Consider the following 20524-nt stretch of genomic DNA (forward strand, 5'->3'; position numbering starts at 1 on the left):
ATGCAGCTCATCACTGAGTACGCGACTCCCGCGGAACTCACCGGCTACGCCCGTGAGGCACTCCGGTTCCGCGAGGAGAACACGCTAAACCTGAACCGGTGGCTCCCGAACGAGACCATCAACGACCTGACGTTCCGGTTCAACCGGGGCGGAGGCGGGCTGACCGAGGCCGCCGTCTTCCGGGCGTACGACGCTGAGTCGGACATCGGGACTCGGTCCGGTGGGGCCCGGGTGAGCGGCGAACTGCCGCCCATCTCCCGGAAGATCCCTGTCGGCGAGTACGAGCAGATCCGGATGCGGAACGTCGACACCCAGGCCGCGGAGATCCGCGACGCCATGGAGTCCGACTCCGTGAAGCTCGTGAACGCCATCGCGGCTCGTCTGGAGCTGGCACGCGGCGAGGCCCTCTTCTCCGGTGCCGTCAACCTGAACGAGAATGGTGTTCAGGCGTCTGTCGACTTCGGCCGATCGGCTTCCCACTCCGTCACGGCGGGTACCCTGTGGTCGAACATCGCGGCCCCCGCGTACGACCACCTCATGGCGTGGCTGGAGGTCTACAACGACACCAACGGCGTGCTTCCGGCGTCCATGCTGATGTCGCGCAAGATCTACAACGCCATGCGGAAGAACACGCAGATCATCGCCCTTGCCTTTGCGGGGCAGAGCGGTGCTCCGGGCATTTTGACTCGCGAGGGCCTGAACGCCGTGCTGGGTGAGTACGACATCCCGCCGATCGAGATCTACGACGCCAAGGTGTCCGTCGCTGGTGTCGCCACCCGGGTGACTCCGGAAGACAAGCTTCTCTTCCTGCCCGAGCAGGGTGACGCAGCCGGCAAGACCCTCTGGGGTGTTCCGGTGGAGGCGAACGACCCGCGTTACGGGCTGGCGGGTGACTCTGCCGGCGTGGCCGTCGGTGGGTACAAGAGCGAGGACCCGCAGACCGTGTGGACCCGCGCTACCGCCATTGCGCTGCCCGTCGTGGCGGCTCCGGACCTGACCTTCCAGGCCGACGTTCTCTGACCCGAAACGCGAGGCATTTACGCATGGCAACCCTGAAGACGAACGTCCACGTGACGGACTCCGCGGGAGTGAGCCACGTGTTCGGCCCCGCGGACGAGGTCCCGGAGTGGGCACAGGCGCTCATCACCAACCCGAAGGCGTGGCAGGTTCCGCCGACTCCGCGTGAGTCGACTCCTGCGGCGCCCCCGGCGAAGAAGGCGGCCCCCGCCAAGCGCGCGGCTCCACGCCGGAAGGCAGGCGGCAACGATGCTGCTGTTTCAGACGGCTGAGCTGCGCGCCCTCCTTGGCACTCCGATCAGCGATGAGCGAGCCCAGCTCGCCCACGACCTGGCGGAGGACGCCATCATGGGCGAAGTGGGGGAGCGGATCACCACCCCTCCACAACGTGGCATCAAGACGGTGGCGCTGTCCGTCGCCGCTCGCATCCTGACGAACCCCCAAGGGGTCCGGTCGGAGCAGGCGGGCGGCATGCTGGTCAGCTACACCGACGCACAGACCGGCGTGGTCCTCTCTGACGACGAGCTGCGTCGGCTGCGACGAGCCGTCGGCATGAGCGCGGGCGCCGGGATGCTCAACATCGCCCCGGAAGAGGCGGCGTACCCGACGTCGGTCTGGCGGCCGGTATGAGCCTGATCTCCTCCGTCATGTCGCAGTCCTGGGTCATCGAGCGCCCTGGACCCCGCGTTCGGGACTCCGCGGGGACCTGGGTCGCTGGCCCGCCGATACAGATCCGGGTCGACCACTGCGCGGTCATGAGCCCGTACGGCGTGACCGTCGGATCCTCCTCCGAGGACCACGACGCCAGCGAGACCGTCACAACCCGCAGGGTTTTCGCGGCCCCGCTCGGCACCGACGTCCGGCCCTCGGATCGCATCGTCAGCCTGGACGGCTCCGAGAAATGGGAAGTCATCGGCCGCCCGCTGGTCTTCCCGCTGACGTCCCTGGCTCGCGTCGAAGCCGCACTTAAGGAGGTGACCGGCTGATGGCGTACCGCTCCACGTACACCGGCAAGTACAACGGCCTTGGCCGCATGGTCAGTCGCCCGTGGCTGGCGAAGCCCTGCCGGGACGCTGCCGTGAAGATCATGCAGGTAGCGCAGGCGTCTGCCCCTGTCGGCAATCCGGCGGAAGACAAGCACCCGGGGCTCTACAAGGCGTCCTTCGACGTCGTGCCAGTCCTCAAGAACGTGCCGTTCCGTGGTAAGCCCCGACAGCGCTTTGGCGCCGCCGTGGTCAACACCGCTCCGCACGCCTGGCGCGTGGAGAAGGGCGACGGAAGAGTCCCGCGATACGCCGTTCTCCAAAAGGCCGTGGATGCCGTCAAGGCGGCGCACGGTGGCTGACATCGAAGAGATCTTGGCCCCATGGCTGGAGTCCCGCTTCGACGTCTTCAGCGCTGCGGGAACGCCCGCCGATCTGGAGGACTCACTCCCCATGATCCGAGTGGAGCGCGGAGGCGGCTCCGACGGGCGCTTCTCGATGAACCCCAGGGTGTACGTCGACGTCTTCGCGGCCACGGCCGACGAGGCGCGTGACTTGGCGGGCCGGGTGCGCGACGCCCTTGTACTGCTCAGCGGATCTGTCCCCGGCGCCGTCATCCGCGGCGTCCGCTGTGACTCCGGCCCATCGCGACAGCCTTGGGCCAGCGAGGCAATCCACCGACGTGGCGCGACGTACACCGTGAGCCTCCGGGCCGCGTAACCCCCGAACTCCCTTAGCTCCGTGAGTCGACTCGCGGGGCCCCTACGTATGCCCTGGAGGCATTCATGGCGGACACCCGCAATGCGGATCTGACCTTCGGCGCGAGTGACTATCTTGTCTACGCCGCGCCGCTCAACACCGTGGCTCCCGGTTCCTTCGAGGACCCCGCCGACGCGTGGATCAACCTCGGTTGGGTCACCACCGAGGGTGGCCTCTTCAAGATCGAGGAAGAGAGCAAGGACGTCGAAGCGGCCGGCGCTCTGGAGCCGATCCGGACCCTGATGACCAAGAGTGTCAAGTCTCTCCAGGTCACCTTCCTGGAGGCGCTCAACCCGTACGTCCGGTCGCTGTACGACAACGTGCCGGTGTCTTCTCTGGAGCCGACGACCGATGTCGCGTCGTACGACCTCCCCGACAAGCCCAACGACCTGCGCTACGCGTTCGTGTTCGACACGCTCGACGGCGACAAGCGCATGCGGCTCTACATGCCGAACGGCAAGGTCACCGAGCGAGGCGACGAGCAGCCCCAGACCACGGGCGAGATGGCGCTCCAGATGACCTTCAAGTTCTACAAGGGCGCGACGTCAGCGGCGGTCAAGCGCTCGATCGACTACGGCGGCGTTGACGTCTCGGGCTTCTTCCCTGACGAGACCCCGTGAGACCAGCGGGGCCCTGTACCGAGCGGGTCCGGGGCCCCGCTTCATCTACACGCAGACATACAACGACCCGCGCAGAGCTACAACCCCCTGACATAGGAGACCCGCGCCCATGACTGACTCCAACATCACCGACGCCCAGGAGAACGAGGCGACCGGAACGTACGGCACCGCCACCGTGTGCGATGTCGAACTCCGCGTCAAGCCCGCCAACCAGTGGCGGCCCTCGTACATTCGCGCTCTCCGCGAAGGCGACTACGACGCGTGGGCGGCCGGCGTCCTGCACGCGGACGACGTCCAGACCTTCATCGACCTGGATCCGACCTTCGACGAGATCAACGAGTTCACGTCGGCCGCCATGGAGACCACGGGCGACACGGCGGGAAAGTCCTCTGGACGTGCGCGGTCCTCTCGGAGCACGCGGAAGCGCTAGAGGCCGACATCCCGCGGTACTACCCCGGAGCCCGGCTCCTGGACGTGTACTGCGGGAGGGCCTCCCTCCGCACGATGCGGATCTGGATCGAGCATCTCCCGCCCGAGTCGGCGACGAAGACCGCAATGCGGAACGACGTCCCTGACGATGTCATGGCGCAGGCCAGCGCCGACTACCGCCCGGACAAGGCGGCGTGGAGCCGCGAGGAGATTCTCCTCGTAGAGCTGAAGGACGAGGTCATTCGGCTCCGGAACGCGACGCTCGCAGCAGCGGGGGCTACTCCTCCCGAGTTCATCCCCACCTCACGACCCGGGATTCCCCCGAAGTCGGCATCCGCTCCGCGCATGTCTGACGAGCAGCGCCGCGCACTTGACCCGCGGCTGAGAAACCAGCCGAAGGAGGCGTGATGCCTGATCTCGATATTGTGGGTGGTGCGGCGGTCGACGTCGTTCCCGTGATCCCGCAGTTCCACGCCAAGCTGAAGGCTCTGGTTCTCCCCATCGCTGACAAGGTCGGCGAAGAGGCGGGCCGGAAGATGGGCGAGGCGATCAGCAAGAACATCGTCATCGCCATCCCCAACGCCATCAACCAGGGTGGTAAGGCTGGTGTCCGGGCTGCGGGCAAGCAGGGTGATGACGCAGGTGGGGCGTTCTCGCGCTCGATCCGGCGCAAGCTCGAAGCAGCGTTCAAGGCCATGCCGAAGCTTGACGTCAAGCTGGGTGATTCCGGTGTCGACGCCGAACTGGCGCGCATCCGGGCCAAGCTGGAGCAGCTCTCCAACAAGCGCATCGGGATCGACGTCAGCGCGGAGGCGGCCGAAGCGCAGATCACGCGCCTGGAGGCGCAGCTCCGGGAGCTAGGGGCATCCCACCCCAACGTCGCCGTGCGCGCCGACACCGCTACCGCCCGAGCGGCGCTCGCGGAGATCCGGGCAGAGATCGCCTCCATCGGCGGTCGACGCACGATCGCCCTGGAAGTTGACGGTGCCTTCGGTGCGAAGCTGCGGGCAGCCGTCGCGGAGGCGCAGGCGTCCCTTCCTGAGATCAACGTCGACGCCGACACGAGCCCGGCCCGCGCCGAAATTCAGCAGCTCCGTGAGCGACTGGCGGCCCTGTCCGACGCGCGTATAGGTATCGACATCGACGCCGCGGAAGCCATGGCGCAAATCAGCGCTGTGCAGGAGCGGCTACTCGTCCTCTCCCTGACGACGGCCGACGTCGACGTACGGGTGGACGCCGGAGCCGCTGCCGCGCAGCTCGCGACTATCCAGGCGATGGCGGACGACACCAAGACGTTTCGCATTGACGCTGTGTCTGACACGTCGGGGGCTACCCGAGCGTTGCTTGCCCTGACCCTTCAGGCTGCCGCACTCGTGGCGATCCCGATCGGCCCCGTTCTAGCGGCCGGTCTCGGAGCCGTGGTGTCGATGGCTGCTGCTGCGGGTGCTGGTCTCGGAGCCGTAGGCCTCGTCGCCATCCCCGCCGTCAAGGGCGTCATGGAGGCGATCAAGGCCAAGACAGCAGCCGAGAAGGAGGCGTCCCAGGCCACCGACGACAGCGCGAAGCGCTCCGTCCAAGCCGCGCAGCGTGCCCTTCAGATGGCTGGTGCACAGGCGTCCCTTGCCTCCGCCCACCGCAACGCCGCGCGGTCCATCGCGTCGGCCAACCGAGCCGTGGAGGACTCCGAGCGAGCCGTTCGTGACGCTGTCCAGCGGGCCGCCGATCAGCGTCAGCGCTCCGCGGAACAAATCCAGCGGGCGCAGACAGCTCTTGCCGACTCGCACCGCCGGGTACGCAACGCTCAGGAAGGTCTCGCCGACTCCCAGCGCACGGCCCTGGAAGCGGAGCAGGATCTCACCCGGGCCCGGCAGGATGCAGAGAGGGCGCTGAAGGACCTCCAGGATCGTCTTGCTGAAGGCTCTCTGGACCAGCGCGAGGCTGCTCTTCGAGTCCGCGAGGCTCGCGAAGAGCTGGAGCGAGCAACCGCCGGCTACAACGTCGGCACCGTCAGTCAGATCGACTACGAGCGCGCCCAGCTCGCTTACGACAAGGCCATCCAAGGTCAGAAGAAGCAGGAGCAGGGTTACAAGGAACTCCAGCGGCAGGCCCGTGAGCAGGCCAAGGCCGGAGTCGACGGCAACGATGCCGTCAAGGACGCTGCCGACCGCCTGGCCGACGCTCAGCGACGAGTCCGAGACCAGACAGAGGCCGTCGCCGACGCTCAGCGCTCGGTCCGTGAAGCCGCTATCGCCGTGGCCGACGCGCAGTCGGACGCTGCGCGGTCCCAGCGTGACTCTGCGCAGGCTGTTGCCGACGCTCAGCGTGGCGTTGCGGACGCCGTTCAAGCTGCGGCCGACGCTCAGGTGTCCGCAGCAGATTCGATCGCTGCGGCTGAGCGGGGTGTTGAGTCGGCTCGCCTGTCGGGAATCGATACCACGACGAAGGCCGTCACGAAGTCGGACGAGTACCGCAAGGCACTCGCGAAATTGACACCGGAGGGGCGAGCCCTTTTCGACGCCATCGCGGGGCCGAAGGGGCTCGTCGGGGCGTTCAAGGAGTGGAGCCGAGAGCTTCAGCCGGAGGTACTACCTCTTTTCACTCGTGCAGTCGAAGGAATGAAGCGGTCGCTTCCGGGCCTTACGCCTCTGGCCGAGGGTGCCGCAGCCGGTATCGAAAAAATCATGGACCGCGCATCGGCCGATCTGAAGGAGCCGTTCTGGCAGTCCTTCAAGAAAGACCTGGACGAAAACGTCACGCCCGCAGTCGAGGGATTCGGCGTCAGCTTCGGAAACATCCTGAAGGGCGTTGCCGGAGTCGTCGACGCCTTCCTCCCGAAGATGGACGGCATAGCCGATAAGTCGGAAAGCATCACCGGCAAGTTCGCCAAGTGGGGGACGAGCCTGAAGGGAAGTCCCGAGTTTGAGAACTTCCTGAAGTACGTCAAGGACACCGCCCCCAAGCTGGCTGAATTCATAGGCGACGTCTTCGGAACTATCGTCGACGTAACGAAGGCCCTCCAGCCCCTTAGCGCAGCCCTGTTCGAGGCCGCTGACCCGGTTTTCACGGTCGTCCGCTGGCTGCTGACGAACATCCCTGAACTCGTCATCGCCCTCTTCGCGATGTACGCAGCTCAGAAGCTGATAACGCTCGGAATGGCCGCCTTTGCCGGTGCCATGATCCTGTATCAGTCCGTGATGATCATCGCGACCATCGCGACGGCCGGCTGGGCTGTGGCACTGAACGCGACGGGAATTGTCCCGATCATCCGGGCCATCGTGCTAGTGGTCGGCCTCTTGATCGCAGCCGTCATCTACGCGTACAAGAACTGGGACTGGTTCCGAGTCACCGTCGACACCGTGGCGGGCGCCATCAAGAAAGCAGCCCTGTGGATCTGGGATAACGGACTGAAGCCCGCCTTCGACGGGATTTGGATCGGTCTCCAGGCGATTGGCACTGCTGCTACGTGGGTGTGGGACGTCATCCTGAAGCCCGTGTTCGGATTCCTCTATAAATGGGGGAAGATCCTGTTCACGGCGCTGGTCGTGGTTTTTCTTGCGCCTGCGGTGGTTGCTTTCAAGGTGCTCGGAGCTGTCGGCAAGTGGCTCTGGCGGGAGGTGCTCGGACCGGTCTTCCAGTGGATCGGGGACAAGGCGGTTTGGCTTTACGAGAAGTGTATCAAGCCCGCCTTCAAGTGGATTTGGGATCGCCTCAAGCTGGTCGGCGACGGAGCGAAATGGTTGTGGGACGAGGCAATCCGGCCGATCTTCAACTGGATCGGCGACAAAGCGACTTGGCTCTACGAGAAGGGCATCAAGCCGCACTTCGACAACATCAAATCCGCCATGCGCCTCGTCGCGGATTCCTTCGGTAAGGCGAAGGGCGACATCAAGAAGGCGTGGGATCAGATAGCGGGCATCGCGAAAAAGCCCGTAGAGTTCGTGATCGACAAGGTCTACAACGACGGCATCGTCCCCCTGTGGAACCGCGTTGCCGGAATCACCGGCGCCGACCCCCTGAAGAAGTTCAAGGGATTCCACACCGGCGGCATCATGTCCGGCTACTCCCCGGGCCGTGACGACCGTGTCATCGCCGTTGGCGGTGGTGAGGCGATCATGCGCCCCGAGTGGACGCGCGCAGTCGGTGCAGACACGATCAACTCGTGGAATGCGGCAGCCCGGTCCGGCGGCGTTGGCGGCGTTCAGCGAGCGATCTCGAACGGTTTGCCTGCCTTCAAGGACGGCGGAATCGTCGGATGGTTCAAGGACAAGGCCGGTGACGTCGGCGACTTCCTCTCGGGGGCCGCGGACTTCGTGAACCCGTCGAAGCTCTTCGACAAGGCCAAGAACTACCTGTCCGGCAAGATGGACTCGATCCGTGAGAACCCCTGGGCCCGCCAGGTGGCGAAGATGCCGCTCAAGATGCTTTCCAGCCTGAAGGACACCGCCCTTGGTGTCTTCGGCTTTGGAGGCGGAGGGAGCGGCCCGTGGGCCAAGCCGGTCAACGCTGGCTATGGCACACCGTTCGGCAAGGCCGGGTCCATGTGGTCGTCCGGCCGGCACACCGGTCTGGACTTCCCGGCAGCAGTCGGCACAGCCGTCAAGGCCGTCGCTGACGGCCGAGTCGCCATGGCCAAGTCGGGCGGCCCGTACGGCAACCACATCCTCCTCAACCATGGTGGCGGTCTGACGTCGTTGTACGCGCACCTGAACAGCATCCTGGCGACGGTGGGCGACAACGTGAAGCGGGGCCAGAAGATCGGCACCGTGGGGTCGACCGGCAACTCCTCCGGCCCTCACCTCCACCTGGAGGCGCGGGTCAACGGCAAGGCTGTCGACCCGATGACCTACCTCTCCGGAGGCGGGGGAGCGGGCGGCAAGGGTGTCGAGCGTTGGAGGCCCGTCGTCAAGGCGGCCTTGGCAGCAACCGGCAACCCTGCGAGCTACGCGGACCTGACGCTGCGCCGGATGAACCAGGAGTCGGGCGGCAACCCCAACGCAGTCAACAACTGGGACGTAAATGCCAAGAACGGCACCCCGTCGGTAGGCCTGATGCAGGTCATCAAGCCGACCTTCGAGGCGTTCGCCGGCATGTTCCGCAAGCAGGGGCCGTTCAAGCACGGCGTCTCTGTGGACCCGATGGCGAATGTGTTCTCCTCCATGCGCTACGCCAAGTCGCGCTACGGATCTCTCCCGACGGCCTACAACCGCCCAGGCGGCTACGCCAAGGGCGGCTTCCCGCAGATCGGCGAGATGGCGTGGGTCGGCGAGCAAGGCCCGGAGCTGCTGGAGTTTCTCACCCCGACGAGGGTCCACTCCAACGCGGATTCCATGGCCATCGCCCGCGCAACGCAGAGCATCCCGGCGCAGGGCGGAGCAGCGCCAGTCGTCAACGCGGACGTCCACGTCTGGATCGGCGACCGGGAAATCACGGACATCGTGCGGGTGGAGGTCGACGCCCGTCAGGACGCGGTAGCCACCGCACTAGGAACAGGACGGTACTACTGATGAGTGAGGCCCCTCCCGAGATCGGACCGTACCCGGAGCCCGACCCGGATCCGGGCCCGTCCCCGGTCTACTCCGCACCGGATCCGGTGGAGGCTCCTCCCCGGCCGCCTGGTGACGGATACAGCCCCGGCAGCAACGACGGTGCCAACGGCGGCATCGGCGACGGCGGGGGAGACGGGGGCGGTGACGGCGGATGAGCGTAGCGTCCAACCTCTTGCCAGCGAATACATCGGGCATCGAGACGGACACCAGCGGGTGGACGGCGGGGGCGAACACCTCGCTTTCGAAGTCCACCCGCTTCTACAACGGAACCGCCTCTTTGGGCCTCACCGCCACGGCAGGCGGCACGGTCACGGCTACCACCTCCGCCCGCGTGGCGGTGGTAGCGGGGCAGGAATACACGGCGTACAGCTACTGGGCAAACGCCGTTGCTGCGGCCGGCCGTTCGGCGACTGTCCGCGTCGACTGGTACGCGGCCGTATCCGGCGGGAGCGCCATCAGCTCCGTCACGTCTGCCGCCAGCTCGCTGCCCAACGCGACGAGCTGGGCCACGCCCCCGCCTATCCTCATCGGAACCGCTCCGGTCGGCGCGCAGTATGCCTCCGTGACGGTAACGTGCACCGGCCTGAGCGCCGGGGCGACGGTCGTGACAGACCAGGTGCAGTTCGGGCCTCCGGCGCTCATCGCAGGCAACCTCCTGCCGTACAACACGCAAGGCTTCGAGGTAGACGCCTCGGGCTGGGTGGCGAGCGCGGGATGCACCCTGGCCCGCACGTCGTCGGCCAGCTACGAGGGGTGGCACTCCCTTCAGCTCACCACGACAGTGGTGGGGGACGCGATCATCCGCACCGGCCCCCTGACGCCTGTGACGGCTGGGGCTGAATTCCTCTCCACGGCGTGGTTCCAGACGCCCACCGTGGGCACCGAAGTCCGGCTCCAGATGCTCTACTTCGACGCAGACGGGCAGGTCGGGGCTCGCAGCTCACGCACGTGGTACGCCGATGCGCCAGCAACGTGGAAACGAATGGCAGTAACCGGGCGGGTTCCGGAAGGAGCTACCCACGCCCGCACCTATGTGTGGGCTGTATCCACCACGGTGGGGCAAACGGTTCTCCTGGACCAGGTGAACCTGATGCCGGCGCCGACTCCCGCAGGGTCGGTTATCGACTACAACACGCAGTCGATGGAGCTTGACGTCTCCGGCTGGACCGCCGTCTCCGGATGCACTATCAGCCGCACCACCGAAACGGCGTGGGATGGTACGGCGTCACTCCGGGTCGACGAGGTTGGAACGACCGGAATGGACGCGACGGTCGCCCTGAGCACAGCCGTGCCGGTAAGTCCCCGCCAGGCGTATCAGGTTGCTCCGCTGCTCAAGCTGGGCGCTGGAGACGATGGTCGGCTGTTCACAACGACGTACAGCTGGTTCAACGCTGTAGACGAGCTGATCCGGTCAGCGTCAGTGACGTGGTCACTCGGACCGTCGGCCGGTACGGGGTGGTACGCCACCACGACCAGTGCCGTGGCCCCGTCGGAGGCTGCGACGCTGATCGTCAGTTTCCGCATCGTGTCACCGCTGGTAGGACAGCCTGCTTACCTGGACGACGTACAGATCATCCCAGGCGGCCTAGCCGCCATCGCGGACCCGGTACCGACGAGCTTCAGCGCGTCCGTCGCCCTCCAGGGCCTGACCAGCGGCGGGTACACGTACTGGGGTCTGTGGAGGCAGGGAGCAGACGGAGCACTCGTTCCGATACGCGGACCGCAGTCAGACCTAACTCAGGTCTCCATCGTCGGCGACACCGTCGTGGTGGAGGACTACGAGGCGCCGCTCGGTATGCAGGTTCGCTACTACCTGAAGATCTGGACCGGCAGTAGCTACCGCTCGGTGCTCTCCGATCCGGTCACCATCCCCGAGCCGCCATCGACCGAGATCGTCATTAAAGATCCGGGCCTCCCGGCACGCCAGACGACGGCCGTCGTGTCCAAGGGCGGGCAACCCCAGTGGACAAGGCGAGCCCGGCAGGGCGTCAATCCGGTTCGCGGGCGGTCCCGGCCCATCGTCATCTCCGACGTCCGCACGTCCCGCGAGGGCACGATGACGCTCGTCACGGAGACGGCGGAGGATCTCGCCTCGATGTGGTGGCTCCTGGAAACCGGCAACGTCCTGCTGATCCAGTGGCCCTCTCTGTGGGGCGAGCGTGACGTATACGTCTCCATCGGCGACGTCGTGGAGGCCCCGGTCATCGAGTACGCGGAGTACACCGACCGCACGTGGACGATCCCTCTGACAGAGGTGGACCGCCCCATCGGGGGCGTCACCGGATCCGCCGGCCGCACCTGGGCGACGGTCCTCTCCGACCACACCGACGCTATGGATCTGCTCACCTCGTACGCCTCCTGGCTCGGGGTCTACACCGGACTGGAGGGGACGTAAGTGCAGCCTGTAGGCGCGAAGTTCCTCACAGCCCTGACGACCAGCCACTCCATGACGGTCAGCGTGAGTGCCATGCTCGGCTCCCTCGTCACCATCCCGGACGTTCCTGTGACGGATGGGGCGGTGACGGTGGACCGCGGAAGCAAGGTCCGGCGGACGCTCTCGTTGACGGTGGCGGACCCGAAATACCTCCCCTGGGGAGAGCTGGATCCGCTCGCCGTCTACGGCCAGAAGCTCGTCGTGTCCCGCGGAATCCGCTACGCCGGCGGGCAGAGTGAATCCGTTCCGCTCGGCACGTTCCGGATCAACGAACCGCAGGGCGACACCCTATACGGCCCGGTCACGCTGACGGGTCAGTCGTCGGAGTGCTACATCATCGACGACAAGTTCATTGTCCCCACATCGACACGCGGATACACGACGTGCGTGCCAGCGATGGAATACCTCATCCGCCAAACACTCCCGGATGCCGTAATCGTCAACACAACGGCAGGATCACGAGACCCGTCCTGCGCCGTTGCGACGTGGGACAGCGGTTCTGACCGGTGGGACGCCGTGCAACAGATCGCCCTTTCCATGCAGGCGGAAGTCTACGTCGACGCTCTGGACCGATTCGTTATCGCCGACATCCCCAACGTCGCGACATCATCCGTTGTCTGGAGCATCGCGGAGGGTGAGGGCGGAACACTCATGTCTGCCGCCCGGTCAATGTCCCGTACCGCCGTTTTCAACGCCGTTGTGGCAAGCGGTGAAAATGTGGCCGCCGGAGGAACTCCGGTGAGCGCCGTTGCGTACGACACGAATCCGTCGAGCCCGACGCGATGGGGCGGCCCCTTCGGGCGAGTTCCGAAGTACATTTCGTCCGCCCTGCTAACGACCACGGGAGCATGTCAGGCGGCTGCGGACTACGCCCTATTCGACGCCGTGGCTAGGAATGTGCAGCTCTCCATTTCGGCAATCCCGAACCCCGCACTGGAAGCCGGCGACTGCCTCCGCATCTCGCACACGGGGCGCAAGGAGCTAGCCATCGCGCAGTCCTTCACCATCCCCCTGACGGCAGAGGGCTCGTCCTCGCTGACGCTGCGGGGCGGGAAGGAGGAAACCCCATGACGCCTGATGGGCGCCTCTCAGAGGCCGTACAGCGGGCCGTAGGCCGGGCGCTCCAGCAACAGGTCGGCGGGTGGCTGATCGCCACGGTGACGGCTGTCAACAGCGGTGGCACCGTCGATATCACCACCGCCCGTGGACCCGTCGCAGCAGTACGCCGGCTCAAATCCTACTCCGCTCCGGCCGTCGGGGACCGGGTGAAGGTGGATTTCAAGCCCGACGGCAACTGGATCGTAGTAGACGCCCTGGCGTCGTGAGGAGCAACTGAATGCCTACCACTGACGGATGGGGCCAGAAGGTCCCCTATCCGGTACTGAGCGACGCCCCGAACATCGAACTTGCCTTCCAGGGGGCGGTAAACGCCCTGGCAGCAATCGGTGTCATGAAGTTCGCCAACGCCAACGAGCGTTCCGCGACGATGACCGGAGCGTTTAAGCCCGTTCCCGGCATGATCTCGTACCTAATCGCCGAAGACCGCTGGGATCGATACGACGGCGACAAGGTGTGGCGGCCGATGTCTCCAGGTCCGTGGAAGCCGATCACGTTCGCATCGGGGTACACCGCAGGTGGCGGAAGCCCCGGATACCGCATCATCAACGGAGAATCCCAACTCCGCGGAGCATTCCAGCGGACAAACGGTGCGGACCTCGTTGCCAACGTCGAAACGACGTTCCTGACGCTGCCATCGGAGGCGCGCCCGACGTCGACTCGGTCGTTTGTCGTCAGCGCGAACTTTTCCACCAGCGGGGGCGTAAGCCGGTTCTCGGCTCGTATCACGATCAGCAGTGGGGGCGTGTGTTCTTTCCGCCTCCCCGAGGGAATGACGTCGTCCTTCGTCTACCTGGACGGAATCCGTATTCCGCTCGACTGACCTGCGCACCACAAGCCATTCACGCCCCGCCAGTCGGGGCTTTTCTATGCCCTGGAGGGGGATCTCATGGCAACACCGATGACTGCCAGTCAGTTCGTCAAGGCGCTGGAGGACGAAGGCGTCGACGTCAAGGAGTACAGGAGCTGGCGGACGCACAACCGGAACCACAAGGGGGCGTGGGGCAACGTCAACGGCGTCGTCATCCACCACACCGCCGGCGTTAACAGCCTCGCCCTCTGCTACGACGGTATGGCCGGACTCCCTGGTCCGCTCTGTCACACGCATCTGGCGAAGAGCGGCCTGGCGACGATGGTCGGTCACGGGCGCGCGAACCACGCTGGCACGTTCCCGGCGAACGCATTCAACGCCATGCTGAACGAGTCGTCCACGCACCCTCGGCCTTCGGGTGCGGAGACCGTCGACGCCAATGCCCGCACCTACGGCATTGAGATCGAGAACCTGGGCAACGGGCGTGACTTCTACCCGCAGAAGCAGTACGACGCTGCTGTCCGCTGGGCAGCCGCTATCTGCCGGTTCCATGGCTGGACGGAACACTCCGTGATCGGCCACAAGGAGGGGACGACCCGGAAGATCGACCCCAAGGGTCCGATTGGCAACGCAGGCGGCCCGCAGTTCGACATGAACCAGTTCCGCAAGGACGTGGCCGCTCGGCTGAAGAAGGACGAGGCACCGTCGAAGCCGACCCCCGCGCCGAAGCCGAAGCCGAAGCCCGCAGCTCCCGCGAAGCCCACCGTCGACCTGTCGAACCTCATCGCCGCCGCTCGTCGCGACCCGGGTCTCAAGCAGGGCGGCACCACGCACCCTGCTGACGTCAAGCTCGTCGAGGCGGCACTCCAGAAGGAGGGCCTGCTCTCCGCGGCGTACGCCAAGGACGGCAGCTTCGGCACCCTGACCCGCACTGCGTACGCCGCCTGGCAGCGCCGCTGTGGCTACACCGGATCCGCGGCCGACGGCATCCCGGGCAAGGCATCGCTGGAGAAGCTGGGTACCAAGCGCGGTTTCAAGGTCAAGGCGTGATGGCTGATGGCACCTGAGATCGTCATCGCCGTCATCACCGCTGCATCCGTTCTGGGTGCGGCGGTGGTGGCCGCCCTTCCCGCGCTCCTCAACTCCCTCCGACGGACCCGTAACGCCGTCGGCACCGTGGAGGAGACCGTCCAGGCTCAAGGTGCCGAGACCCGCGCGGCCACCATCGACGCTCTGGACGCTGTAGGGAGCCGCCTGGAGGCGCGCTTCAACGCCCGTATCGACGACCTGCGCGACGACATCGACGACGTCCGCGAGGACATCACTCGCGTCCGCGAATGGCAGGCAGGCCACGACGCAGAGCACATTATCGCCCGCCCCCGAACCGGAGGAGACGCCGCATGAGTATGCCCGCAGGCATCGCTACCGTCACGCTCACCGGCCGCTACCTCCGTCCCGACGGAACGCCACTCAAGGGGACGGTGACGATCGCAGCCCCAAGCCTCGTCACCCTGCCCGGTGCCGACACCATCAGCGCCGGCGCTGCGACGGTGACGCTGGACACGACGGGTGCTTTCAGCGTCTTACTGATCTCCACGGACCAGATGGACATGCAGCCCACGGGCTGGGCGTACCAGATCACCGAGAAGTTCCAGGACATCGCCACCCGGAGCTATGCCATACAGCTCCCGGCCTCGGTCCCGGTCGTCTCCATTGCCGACATCGCGCCGTCCGACCCGTCGACCGGTCAGTACGTCCTCGTCCCCGGACCCACCGGGCCGTCGGGGACGAGCATCCTGACGGGCACCGGCACACCGAGCCCTCTCCTCGGTGCGAACGGAGACCTCTTCGTCGACCAGACGGAGGGCAGCGTCACGCTCTACGGCCCGAAGGCGTCCGGCGCCTGGCCTGCGGAAGGCGTGGCACTGGGCGGGGGCGGCCTGATCTCCTCCGTCAACGGGCAGACCGGAACGGTTGCACTGACCGCCACTGACGTCGGCGCTCTGCCTCGCGCCATCCAGACCGTCTCCGCCCTGACGTCGCAGAGCCTCTTCTACATCGCCCACCGCGGAAGCGGGGCGGAGCTGGCGGGGGAGCACACCCTCGAAGCCTACGAAGCGGCGGTAGCTGCTGGCGCTCAGGCGATCGAGGTGTCCGTCAGGATGACGGCCGACGGCGTACTGGTCTGCGGCCACGACGAAAGCCTGGAGCGGACGACCTACAGCACGGGCAACTTCTCTGACTGGAACTACAACGCGCTGAAGCACAAGGTGCTCACGAACGGCCGGCTCCACTTCGGCCAGGGCACCGTCGACGTCCCGGTACCGACGTTGAGGGAGGTGCTCGACAGGTTCCTGGGCAAGGTCGTGATCTTCCTGGAGCCGAAGAGCAACCCCTCGGTCCCCGCCGTTCAGCAGCTCCTCACCGACTTCTACCCGCACGCCAAGGACTCCGTCGTGTGGAAGAACTACTACACGGCCAACTCCTTCCCGTGGGCCAAGACGAACGGCTTCACCACCTGGGGTTACGTCGACGCCAACACCACGGACGAGCAGATGAACGCCGTCGCTGCCCACGTCGACATGTGGGGCGTTCCGATCGCCATGAGCGACGCGCGGATTGCCGACGTTGTCGCCCGCGGGAAGCCCGTCATCTGCTGGGAGGTGCACCGGCGGTCGGAGCGCAACAGGCTAGCGGCCCTGGGTGTCAGGGGCATGATGTGCTCTCAGATCGTCTACGTCCGCCGCACGGGAGCCTCGCGCACGTCCGACGACTGGGCGACGCAGGTACGAGCCCCGGGCGACATGGGGACGATCAACTACGACCAGTCGGTGGCGCTGAAGTTCGACGACGAGGGCGGCAGTTGCTTCATCAACGCGACGCCCTCCCGCTCCGTCCTGCTCGGCTCCCTGAGCAACCCCACGCCTCCGGGGACGTACACGATCGCGTTCTCCATGATGTTCGAGGGCGCCCCCGGTTCGACGGAACACGCGGGCATCGCGTTCTGCAAGGACAGCGACGACCCGTATCGGTTCAGCATCGCCAACGCCAGCGGCGGCTACCACATGGCGATCCGCGGCAACGGGGACATGCAGCTCTACACGCACGCCCCGGCCGTCGCCGCTGGTACGCAAATCGGGAGTACGGTCGCCACGGCACCGCCGACGGCCGGCGGGTGGATGACCTTCACGGTCCAGATCTCCCCGACGCAGATCGTCTTGACGAGGACGGACGGCACTCCGGCGTCCATCACCGTGGCGAACACCGCGTACCGGGGTGGGTACACCCACCTGTCCACCGGCTCCGTCTCGTCACTGGCGAACAAGCCGCACTGGAAGTCGTTCTCCATCACGGCGTAAAAATCATGAAGCACTAGCGTCACATCTCCTCGTTGCCCGTCCATATCTAAGGCGTAGGGACAGGTAGCGAGGAGAGGACGCACATGGGGAACATCGGCATCATCGGGCGGGCGCGCGTCGGTAAGGACACCGCCGGCCAGTGGCTCGTCGACCATCGGGGGTACCGACGGATCGGCTTCGCGGATCCGCTGAAGGAAGCGGCGCTGAAGCTGGACCCGATCGTGCACCCCATCGCGTGGCCCAGCGGGCAGGGGGTTGACGACTTCCGCCTGTCGGAGGTTGTGAAGAAGATCGGTTGGGAGCGGGCGAAGGAAACAGGCGACACCCGCCGCATCCTCCAGGAACTCGGCGCCGCCGTCCGCGCCATCGACGAGGACTTCTGGCTCCGAGCCGCCATGGCGCGCGTGATGGCGGCGAACGAAGCGAGCGTCCCGGCCGTCGTCACCGACGTCCGCTACCCGAACGAGGCGGCCTCCCTCAAGCGCGCGGGTTTCCACCTGGTCTACATCGAGCGACCCGACGTGGAGCAGCTCGTCCACGAGAGCGAAGGGGCGCTGACGTCCGCCGACGCCACGTACTACATCCGGAACAAGAGCGGCGACCTCTCCGGCTTCCTGGAGGACGTGGAGTTCGTCGCCGACAACGTTGCGCACATCGAGTCCCGCCGTCACTACGCCCGATCCCACTGACCGAGAGGACACCATGCCGATCTTCGACTACCTCCACGACCTCACCCTCCGCGCTTACGTGAAGCTCCAGATCTTCGCAGCCACCGAGCCCGTCCGACTCCGCGCGTCACTCACGTCGATTGTCATGGTCGCCGCCTTCGCGTTCCCGTCGATCACGGCGACCGTCGCAGAGCGCATCGGCTACGTCGGTGCCGTCGCCCTGCCGATCCTGGTAGGGGAGAGCGCACGAAGCAAGGTCACGCCGGCCGACCCGGCGGACGAGGAGTAAGGCCCGCTGTACCCGCCCCCTGGTTCTCCGGAGCCAGGGGGCTTTCGGCGTATGGAGAGGAGGTCTTGTGATCACGCACAAGACGTGCACGTCGTGCAACGAGCTGAAGCTGTTGGGGGACTTTTACCGCCAAAGCACCAACAGGGCGGGGCGGCAGTCAAGGTGCAAGAGTTGCGCCAAGCAATACCGGAAGAACTACTACTACAAAAATCGCGAGGCTGCTATTGCAAGTTCGTGTAACTACTCGAAGGTGAACCGGCAAGCTGTCGAGGCGCGGAGGCGGGAACATCGGAAGCAACATCCCGAGATCCATCGTACGCAGGGTGCTAAACGGCGCGCCATCAAAGCCGCTGCAACCATCGAGTCCTTCACCGCTCGCGACATGTACGCCGACTGGGAAGATCACGACCTATACCAGTGCTTCTACTGCTGCGGCCCGCTGGACAACCTCCACATCGAGCACTTCGAGGCGCTGGAGAACGGTGGACCCCACGCGCTCCACAACCTCGTCCCCTCCTGCGCTGAGTGCAATCTGAGCAAGGGGACGAAGGAGGAGTGGGGCATCCTGGCGGAGCACCTGGCCGCCCGGGGGATCGATCTTGACGCCTGTCTGGCAGTCTTCGACGTCGACCCCGCACCTTAAGCGCGCCTTAGCTCTAGGCAAAGCTTTCTTAACGGCGACCAGCCCCGTACTTTGGGTAACTCCCAGGGTGCGGGGCTTTTTGCGTTTCATTGGTCTGTACATCCCTCTCCGCGAGTCGACTCGCGGAGAGGGATCCCGACGTTGTGTCGGCCGACACATGCCGCTACCGTTCACGGTATGTCGACCTCACCCGGACCGCTCCTTCAGGCACTGGATGGCCTGTGGGAGCAGCTACGGTCAGAGCATCCAGATCTACCCCTGGTGCGGATGGCCGTCGTACCGACGCCACCACCGAACAAGCATCTGTCGGACCGCTGGCATAGGGACGGTGAGGTCGTGACGGGCCTCGTCGTCAGCGCAGACACCATGCGCGACGGCGCCGACGCCGTGCTGGAGGCCATCCTCCACGAGGCGGCGCACGTACTGAACTGGATTCGTGGAACGCCGGACACGAGCCGGCGGGGGACGTACCACAACCGGGACTACCTAGCAGCTGCGGAGGAAGTGGGGCTGACGTGGCCCATCGATCGCGTCGCGAACCCCAACGGGCGAGGCTACGAGCCGCCCCTAGGCGACACCGCCCGCGCCGCCTACGCCGCCCACCTGGACGCCCTGACGTCGGCCATCCCGCACGTATTGCCCCACCTGACGGTCCCCACATCGTCCACGAGAGCTCGCACCCCCAACCGGCTGACACTCGAATGCGGATGCCCCACGCCGCGGAAGATCCAGGTAGCCCGCACCACGTCGGAGCTGGGGCCCATCACCTGCGGCGTCTGCAAGAAGGACTTCACGACGCCCTGACCGACTGATCGGACGGCACGGGGGTACGGTCTACCTAACCGCAGTGACTTGCGGTACGGTATGCCCGCCCCCACGCTGCTGCATGAGAGGTCCCGATGAGCCGAGAAGTCGCCGTCCACGTGGACACCCTCCCTGTCCTTGAGCTGGACGACCTGGCGCAGGAGGGGGAGGCGGCTCTCGTCGCCCGCGGAGCGGCATACGCCAAGGAGTACGGACGGATCCAGGGCGTCTCCACCACGCTGGCTAAGAACCTGGCGGTCGTCGTCGTCGCTCTGCGAGTACAGCACGACGACATGAGGGGCTCCAGCCACGAGTACCGCCAGACCGTGGCGGACATGTACCGCCAAGCCGGCCTTCCGGCCGACAGCCAGGGCGCGCTACAGAACACTGTCCGGTGGCACGTCGGTAACCTGCTTCGCACCACGCTGACCCCGCGACAGTTGGAGGCGAACAACCTCCAACTGACATCACCGCTGGAGCGCCTCCAGGACAGCCGGAAGACGAACTCTGCGATCGTTAAGGCCGCCAAGGTCTCGAAGGACGTCGCAGAGTCCAAGCCCAAAACCACCCGCCGCAAGGCCGCAGACGATGAGCTGTCGACCGGGCCGGAGATCAAGGCCACGGCCGACAACCTACGGCTGGCGTCCGTCGTGGTCGACATCCTGGGGCAGCTCGACAAGGGAGTGATCACGAAGCACATGACCGCCGGACAGCGAGCCGCGCTCGACGCCGACCTGGCGAAGATGGAGCGGCGGATTGCCTCCCTGCGGACGGTCACGAAAAAGCCCAGGTCAAAGGGCTGATCGTCGCACCTCGTCAGCCGACGCCTCCTCCGCCCCGTGGCCAATCTGGCCAGACTGGTCAAACTAACCCCTATTTTCTATCTCTACTAACGCGCGTTAGAGAGAAAGGAAAATAGGGGTCTAGTCTGTCTTTTTGGCCAGACTGACCCAGGGACGAAGAACCCGAAAGATCTTGCCCCCTCCGCGTCACATCCGCCGCTCACCCCTCCATATATAAGGCGTAAGGGAGAACGGCAGCGACGA

At 65.9% G+C, this 20524-nt stretch carries 23 protein-coding genes; all 23 read left to right on the forward strand.

Going from position 1 to position 20524, the window contains the following annotated elements; translation table 11 throughout:
• The 23 genes from ACFWM7_RS01215 to ACFWM7_RS01325 all read left to right on the forward strand — a co-directional run bounded on the left by ACFWM7_RS01215 (window position 1) and on the right by ACFWM7_RS01325 (window position 20281).
• Window positions 1-1020 carry a major capsid protein gene (locus ACFWM7_RS01215; protein ID WP_383253606.1) on the forward strand — a complete coding sequence of 340 codons (1020 nt, stop codon included), beginning with the start codon at window positions 1-3 and terminating at the stop codon, window positions 1018-1020.
• Window positions 1021-1043: 23 nt separating this feature from the next.
• A complete protein-coding gene (locus ACFWM7_RS01220) occupies window positions 1044-1289 on the forward strand; it encodes a hypothetical protein (RefSeq protein WP_383253607.1) in 246 nt (81 codons plus the stop codon).
• Window positions 1267-1647, forward strand: a complete 381-nt coding sequence (locus ACFWM7_RS01225) for a hypothetical protein (protein ID WP_383253609.1) — start codon at window positions 1267-1269, stop codon at window positions 1645-1647. The genes ACFWM7_RS01220 and ACFWM7_RS01225 overlap by 23 nt, the downstream gene beginning before the upstream one ends.
• A 140-nt stretch (window positions 1648-1787) precedes the next feature.
• Window positions 1788-2003, forward strand: a complete 216-nt coding sequence (locus ACFWM7_RS01230; RefSeq protein WP_383253610.1) for a hypothetical protein — start codon at window positions 1788-1790, stop codon at window positions 2001-2003.
• Window positions 2003-2362, forward strand: coding sequence for a hypothetical protein (locus ACFWM7_RS01235; RefSeq protein ID WP_383253612.1), 360 nt, complete (start codon window positions 2003-2005; stop codon window positions 2360-2362). Before ACFWM7_RS01230 ends, ACFWM7_RS01235 begins: the two co-directional genes overlap by 1 nt.
• Window positions 2355-2720 carry a hypothetical protein gene (locus ACFWM7_RS01240; RefSeq protein ID WP_383253615.1) on the forward strand — a complete coding sequence of 122 codons (366 nt, stop codon included), beginning with the start codon at window positions 2355-2357 and terminating at the stop codon, window positions 2718-2720. The genes ACFWM7_RS01235 and ACFWM7_RS01240 overlap by 8 nt, the downstream gene beginning before the upstream one ends.
• Window positions 2721-2785: 65 nt before the next feature.
• On the forward strand, window positions 2786-3379 hold the full coding sequence (locus tag ACFWM7_RS01245) for a phage tail protein (RefSeq protein WP_383253617.1): 594 nt from the start codon (window positions 2786-2788) through the stop codon (window positions 3377-3379).
• A gap of 109 nt (window positions 3380-3488) precedes the next feature.
• Window positions 3489-3809, forward strand: a complete 321-nt coding sequence (locus tag ACFWM7_RS01250) for a hypothetical protein (protein ID WP_383253619.1) — start codon at window positions 3489-3491, stop codon at window positions 3807-3809.
• Window positions 3810-3883: 74 nt separating this feature from the next.
• On the forward strand, window positions 3884-4216 hold the full coding sequence (locus ACFWM7_RS01255) for a hypothetical protein (protein ID WP_383253621.1): 333 nt from the start codon (window positions 3884-3886) through the stop codon (window positions 4214-4216).
• Window positions 4216-9312 carry a peptidoglycan DD-metalloendopeptidase family protein gene (locus tag ACFWM7_RS01260; protein WP_383253623.1) on the forward strand — a complete coding sequence of 1699 codons (5097 nt, stop codon included), beginning with the start codon at window positions 4216-4218 and terminating at the stop codon, window positions 9310-9312. Before ACFWM7_RS01255 ends, ACFWM7_RS01260 begins: the two co-directional genes overlap by 1 nt.
• Window positions 9312-9509 (forward strand): hypothetical protein, encoded by a 198-nt coding sequence (locus ACFWM7_RS01265; protein ID WP_383253625.1) that lies wholly within the window; start codon window positions 9312-9314, stop codon window positions 9507-9509. The genes ACFWM7_RS01260 and ACFWM7_RS01265 overlap by 1 nt, the downstream gene beginning before the upstream one ends.
• Window positions 9506-11749 (forward strand): hypothetical protein, encoded by a 2244-nt coding sequence (locus ACFWM7_RS01270; RefSeq protein ID WP_383253627.1) that lies wholly within the window; start codon window positions 9506-9508, stop codon window positions 11747-11749. The genes ACFWM7_RS01265 and ACFWM7_RS01270 overlap by 4 nt, the downstream gene beginning before the upstream one ends.
• Window positions 11750-12859, forward strand: a complete 1110-nt coding sequence (locus tag ACFWM7_RS01275; RefSeq protein ID WP_383253629.1) for a DUF5047 domain-containing protein — start codon at window positions 11750-11752, stop codon at window positions 12857-12859.
• Window positions 12856-13113, forward strand: a complete 258-nt coding sequence (locus ACFWM7_RS01280) for a hypothetical protein (RefSeq protein WP_383253631.1) — start codon at window positions 12856-12858, stop codon at window positions 13111-13113. The genes ACFWM7_RS01275 and ACFWM7_RS01280 overlap by 4 nt, the downstream gene beginning before the upstream one ends.
• A gap of 11 nt (window positions 13114-13124) precedes the next feature.
• On the forward strand, window positions 13125-13727 hold the full coding sequence (locus ACFWM7_RS01285) for a hypothetical protein (RefSeq protein ID WP_383253633.1): 603 nt from the start codon (window positions 13125-13127) through the stop codon (window positions 13725-13727).
• Window positions 13728-13805: 78 nt separating this feature from the next.
• Complete coding sequence (locus ACFWM7_RS01290) at window positions 13806-14765, forward strand: N-acetylmuramoyl-L-alanine amidase (protein WP_383253635.1); 960 nt, start codon at window positions 13806-13808, stop codon at window positions 14763-14765.
• Window positions 14766-14771: 6 nt separating this feature from the next.
• On the forward strand, window positions 14772-15119 hold the full coding sequence (locus ACFWM7_RS01295; protein WP_383253636.1) for a hypothetical protein: 348 nt from the start codon (window positions 14772-14774) through the stop codon (window positions 15117-15119).
• On the forward strand, window positions 15116-17074 hold the full coding sequence (locus tag ACFWM7_RS01300) for a glycerophosphodiester phosphodiesterase (RefSeq protein ID WP_383253638.1): 1959 nt from the start codon (window positions 15116-15118) through the stop codon (window positions 17072-17074). The genes ACFWM7_RS01295 and ACFWM7_RS01300 overlap by 4 nt, the downstream gene beginning before the upstream one ends.
• A gap of 83 nt (window positions 17075-17157) precedes the next feature.
• Window positions 17158-17763, forward strand: coding sequence for a hypothetical protein (locus ACFWM7_RS01305; RefSeq protein ID WP_383253640.1), 606 nt, complete (start codon window positions 17158-17160; stop codon window positions 17761-17763).
• A 13-nt stretch (window positions 17764-17776) separates the two neighbouring features.
• A complete protein-coding gene (locus ACFWM7_RS01310; RefSeq protein WP_383253642.1) occupies window positions 17777-18031 on the forward strand; it encodes a hypothetical protein in 255 nt (84 codons plus the stop codon).
• A 382-nt stretch (window positions 18032-18413) separates the two neighbouring features.
• Window positions 18414-18674 (forward strand): HNH endonuclease, encoded by a 261-nt coding sequence (locus ACFWM7_RS01315; protein WP_383253644.1) that lies wholly within the window; start codon window positions 18414-18416, stop codon window positions 18672-18674.
• Between the two features lie 177 nt (window positions 18675-18851).
• Complete coding sequence (locus tag ACFWM7_RS01320) at window positions 18852-19478, forward strand: hypothetical protein (protein ID WP_383253646.1); 627 nt, start codon at window positions 18852-18854, stop codon at window positions 19476-19478.
• 95 nt (window positions 19479-19573) lie between these two features.
• Window positions 19574-20281, forward strand: coding sequence for a hypothetical protein (locus tag ACFWM7_RS01325; RefSeq protein ID WP_383253648.1), 708 nt, complete (start codon window positions 19574-19576; stop codon window positions 20279-20281).
• Window positions 20282-20524 lie beyond the last annotated feature (243 nt).

Source organism: Streptomyces sp. NPDC058375, assembly GCF_042723425.1.
Lineage (GTDB): Bacteria > Actinomycetota > Actinomycetes > Streptomycetales > Streptomycetaceae > Streptomyces > Streptomyces durocortorensis.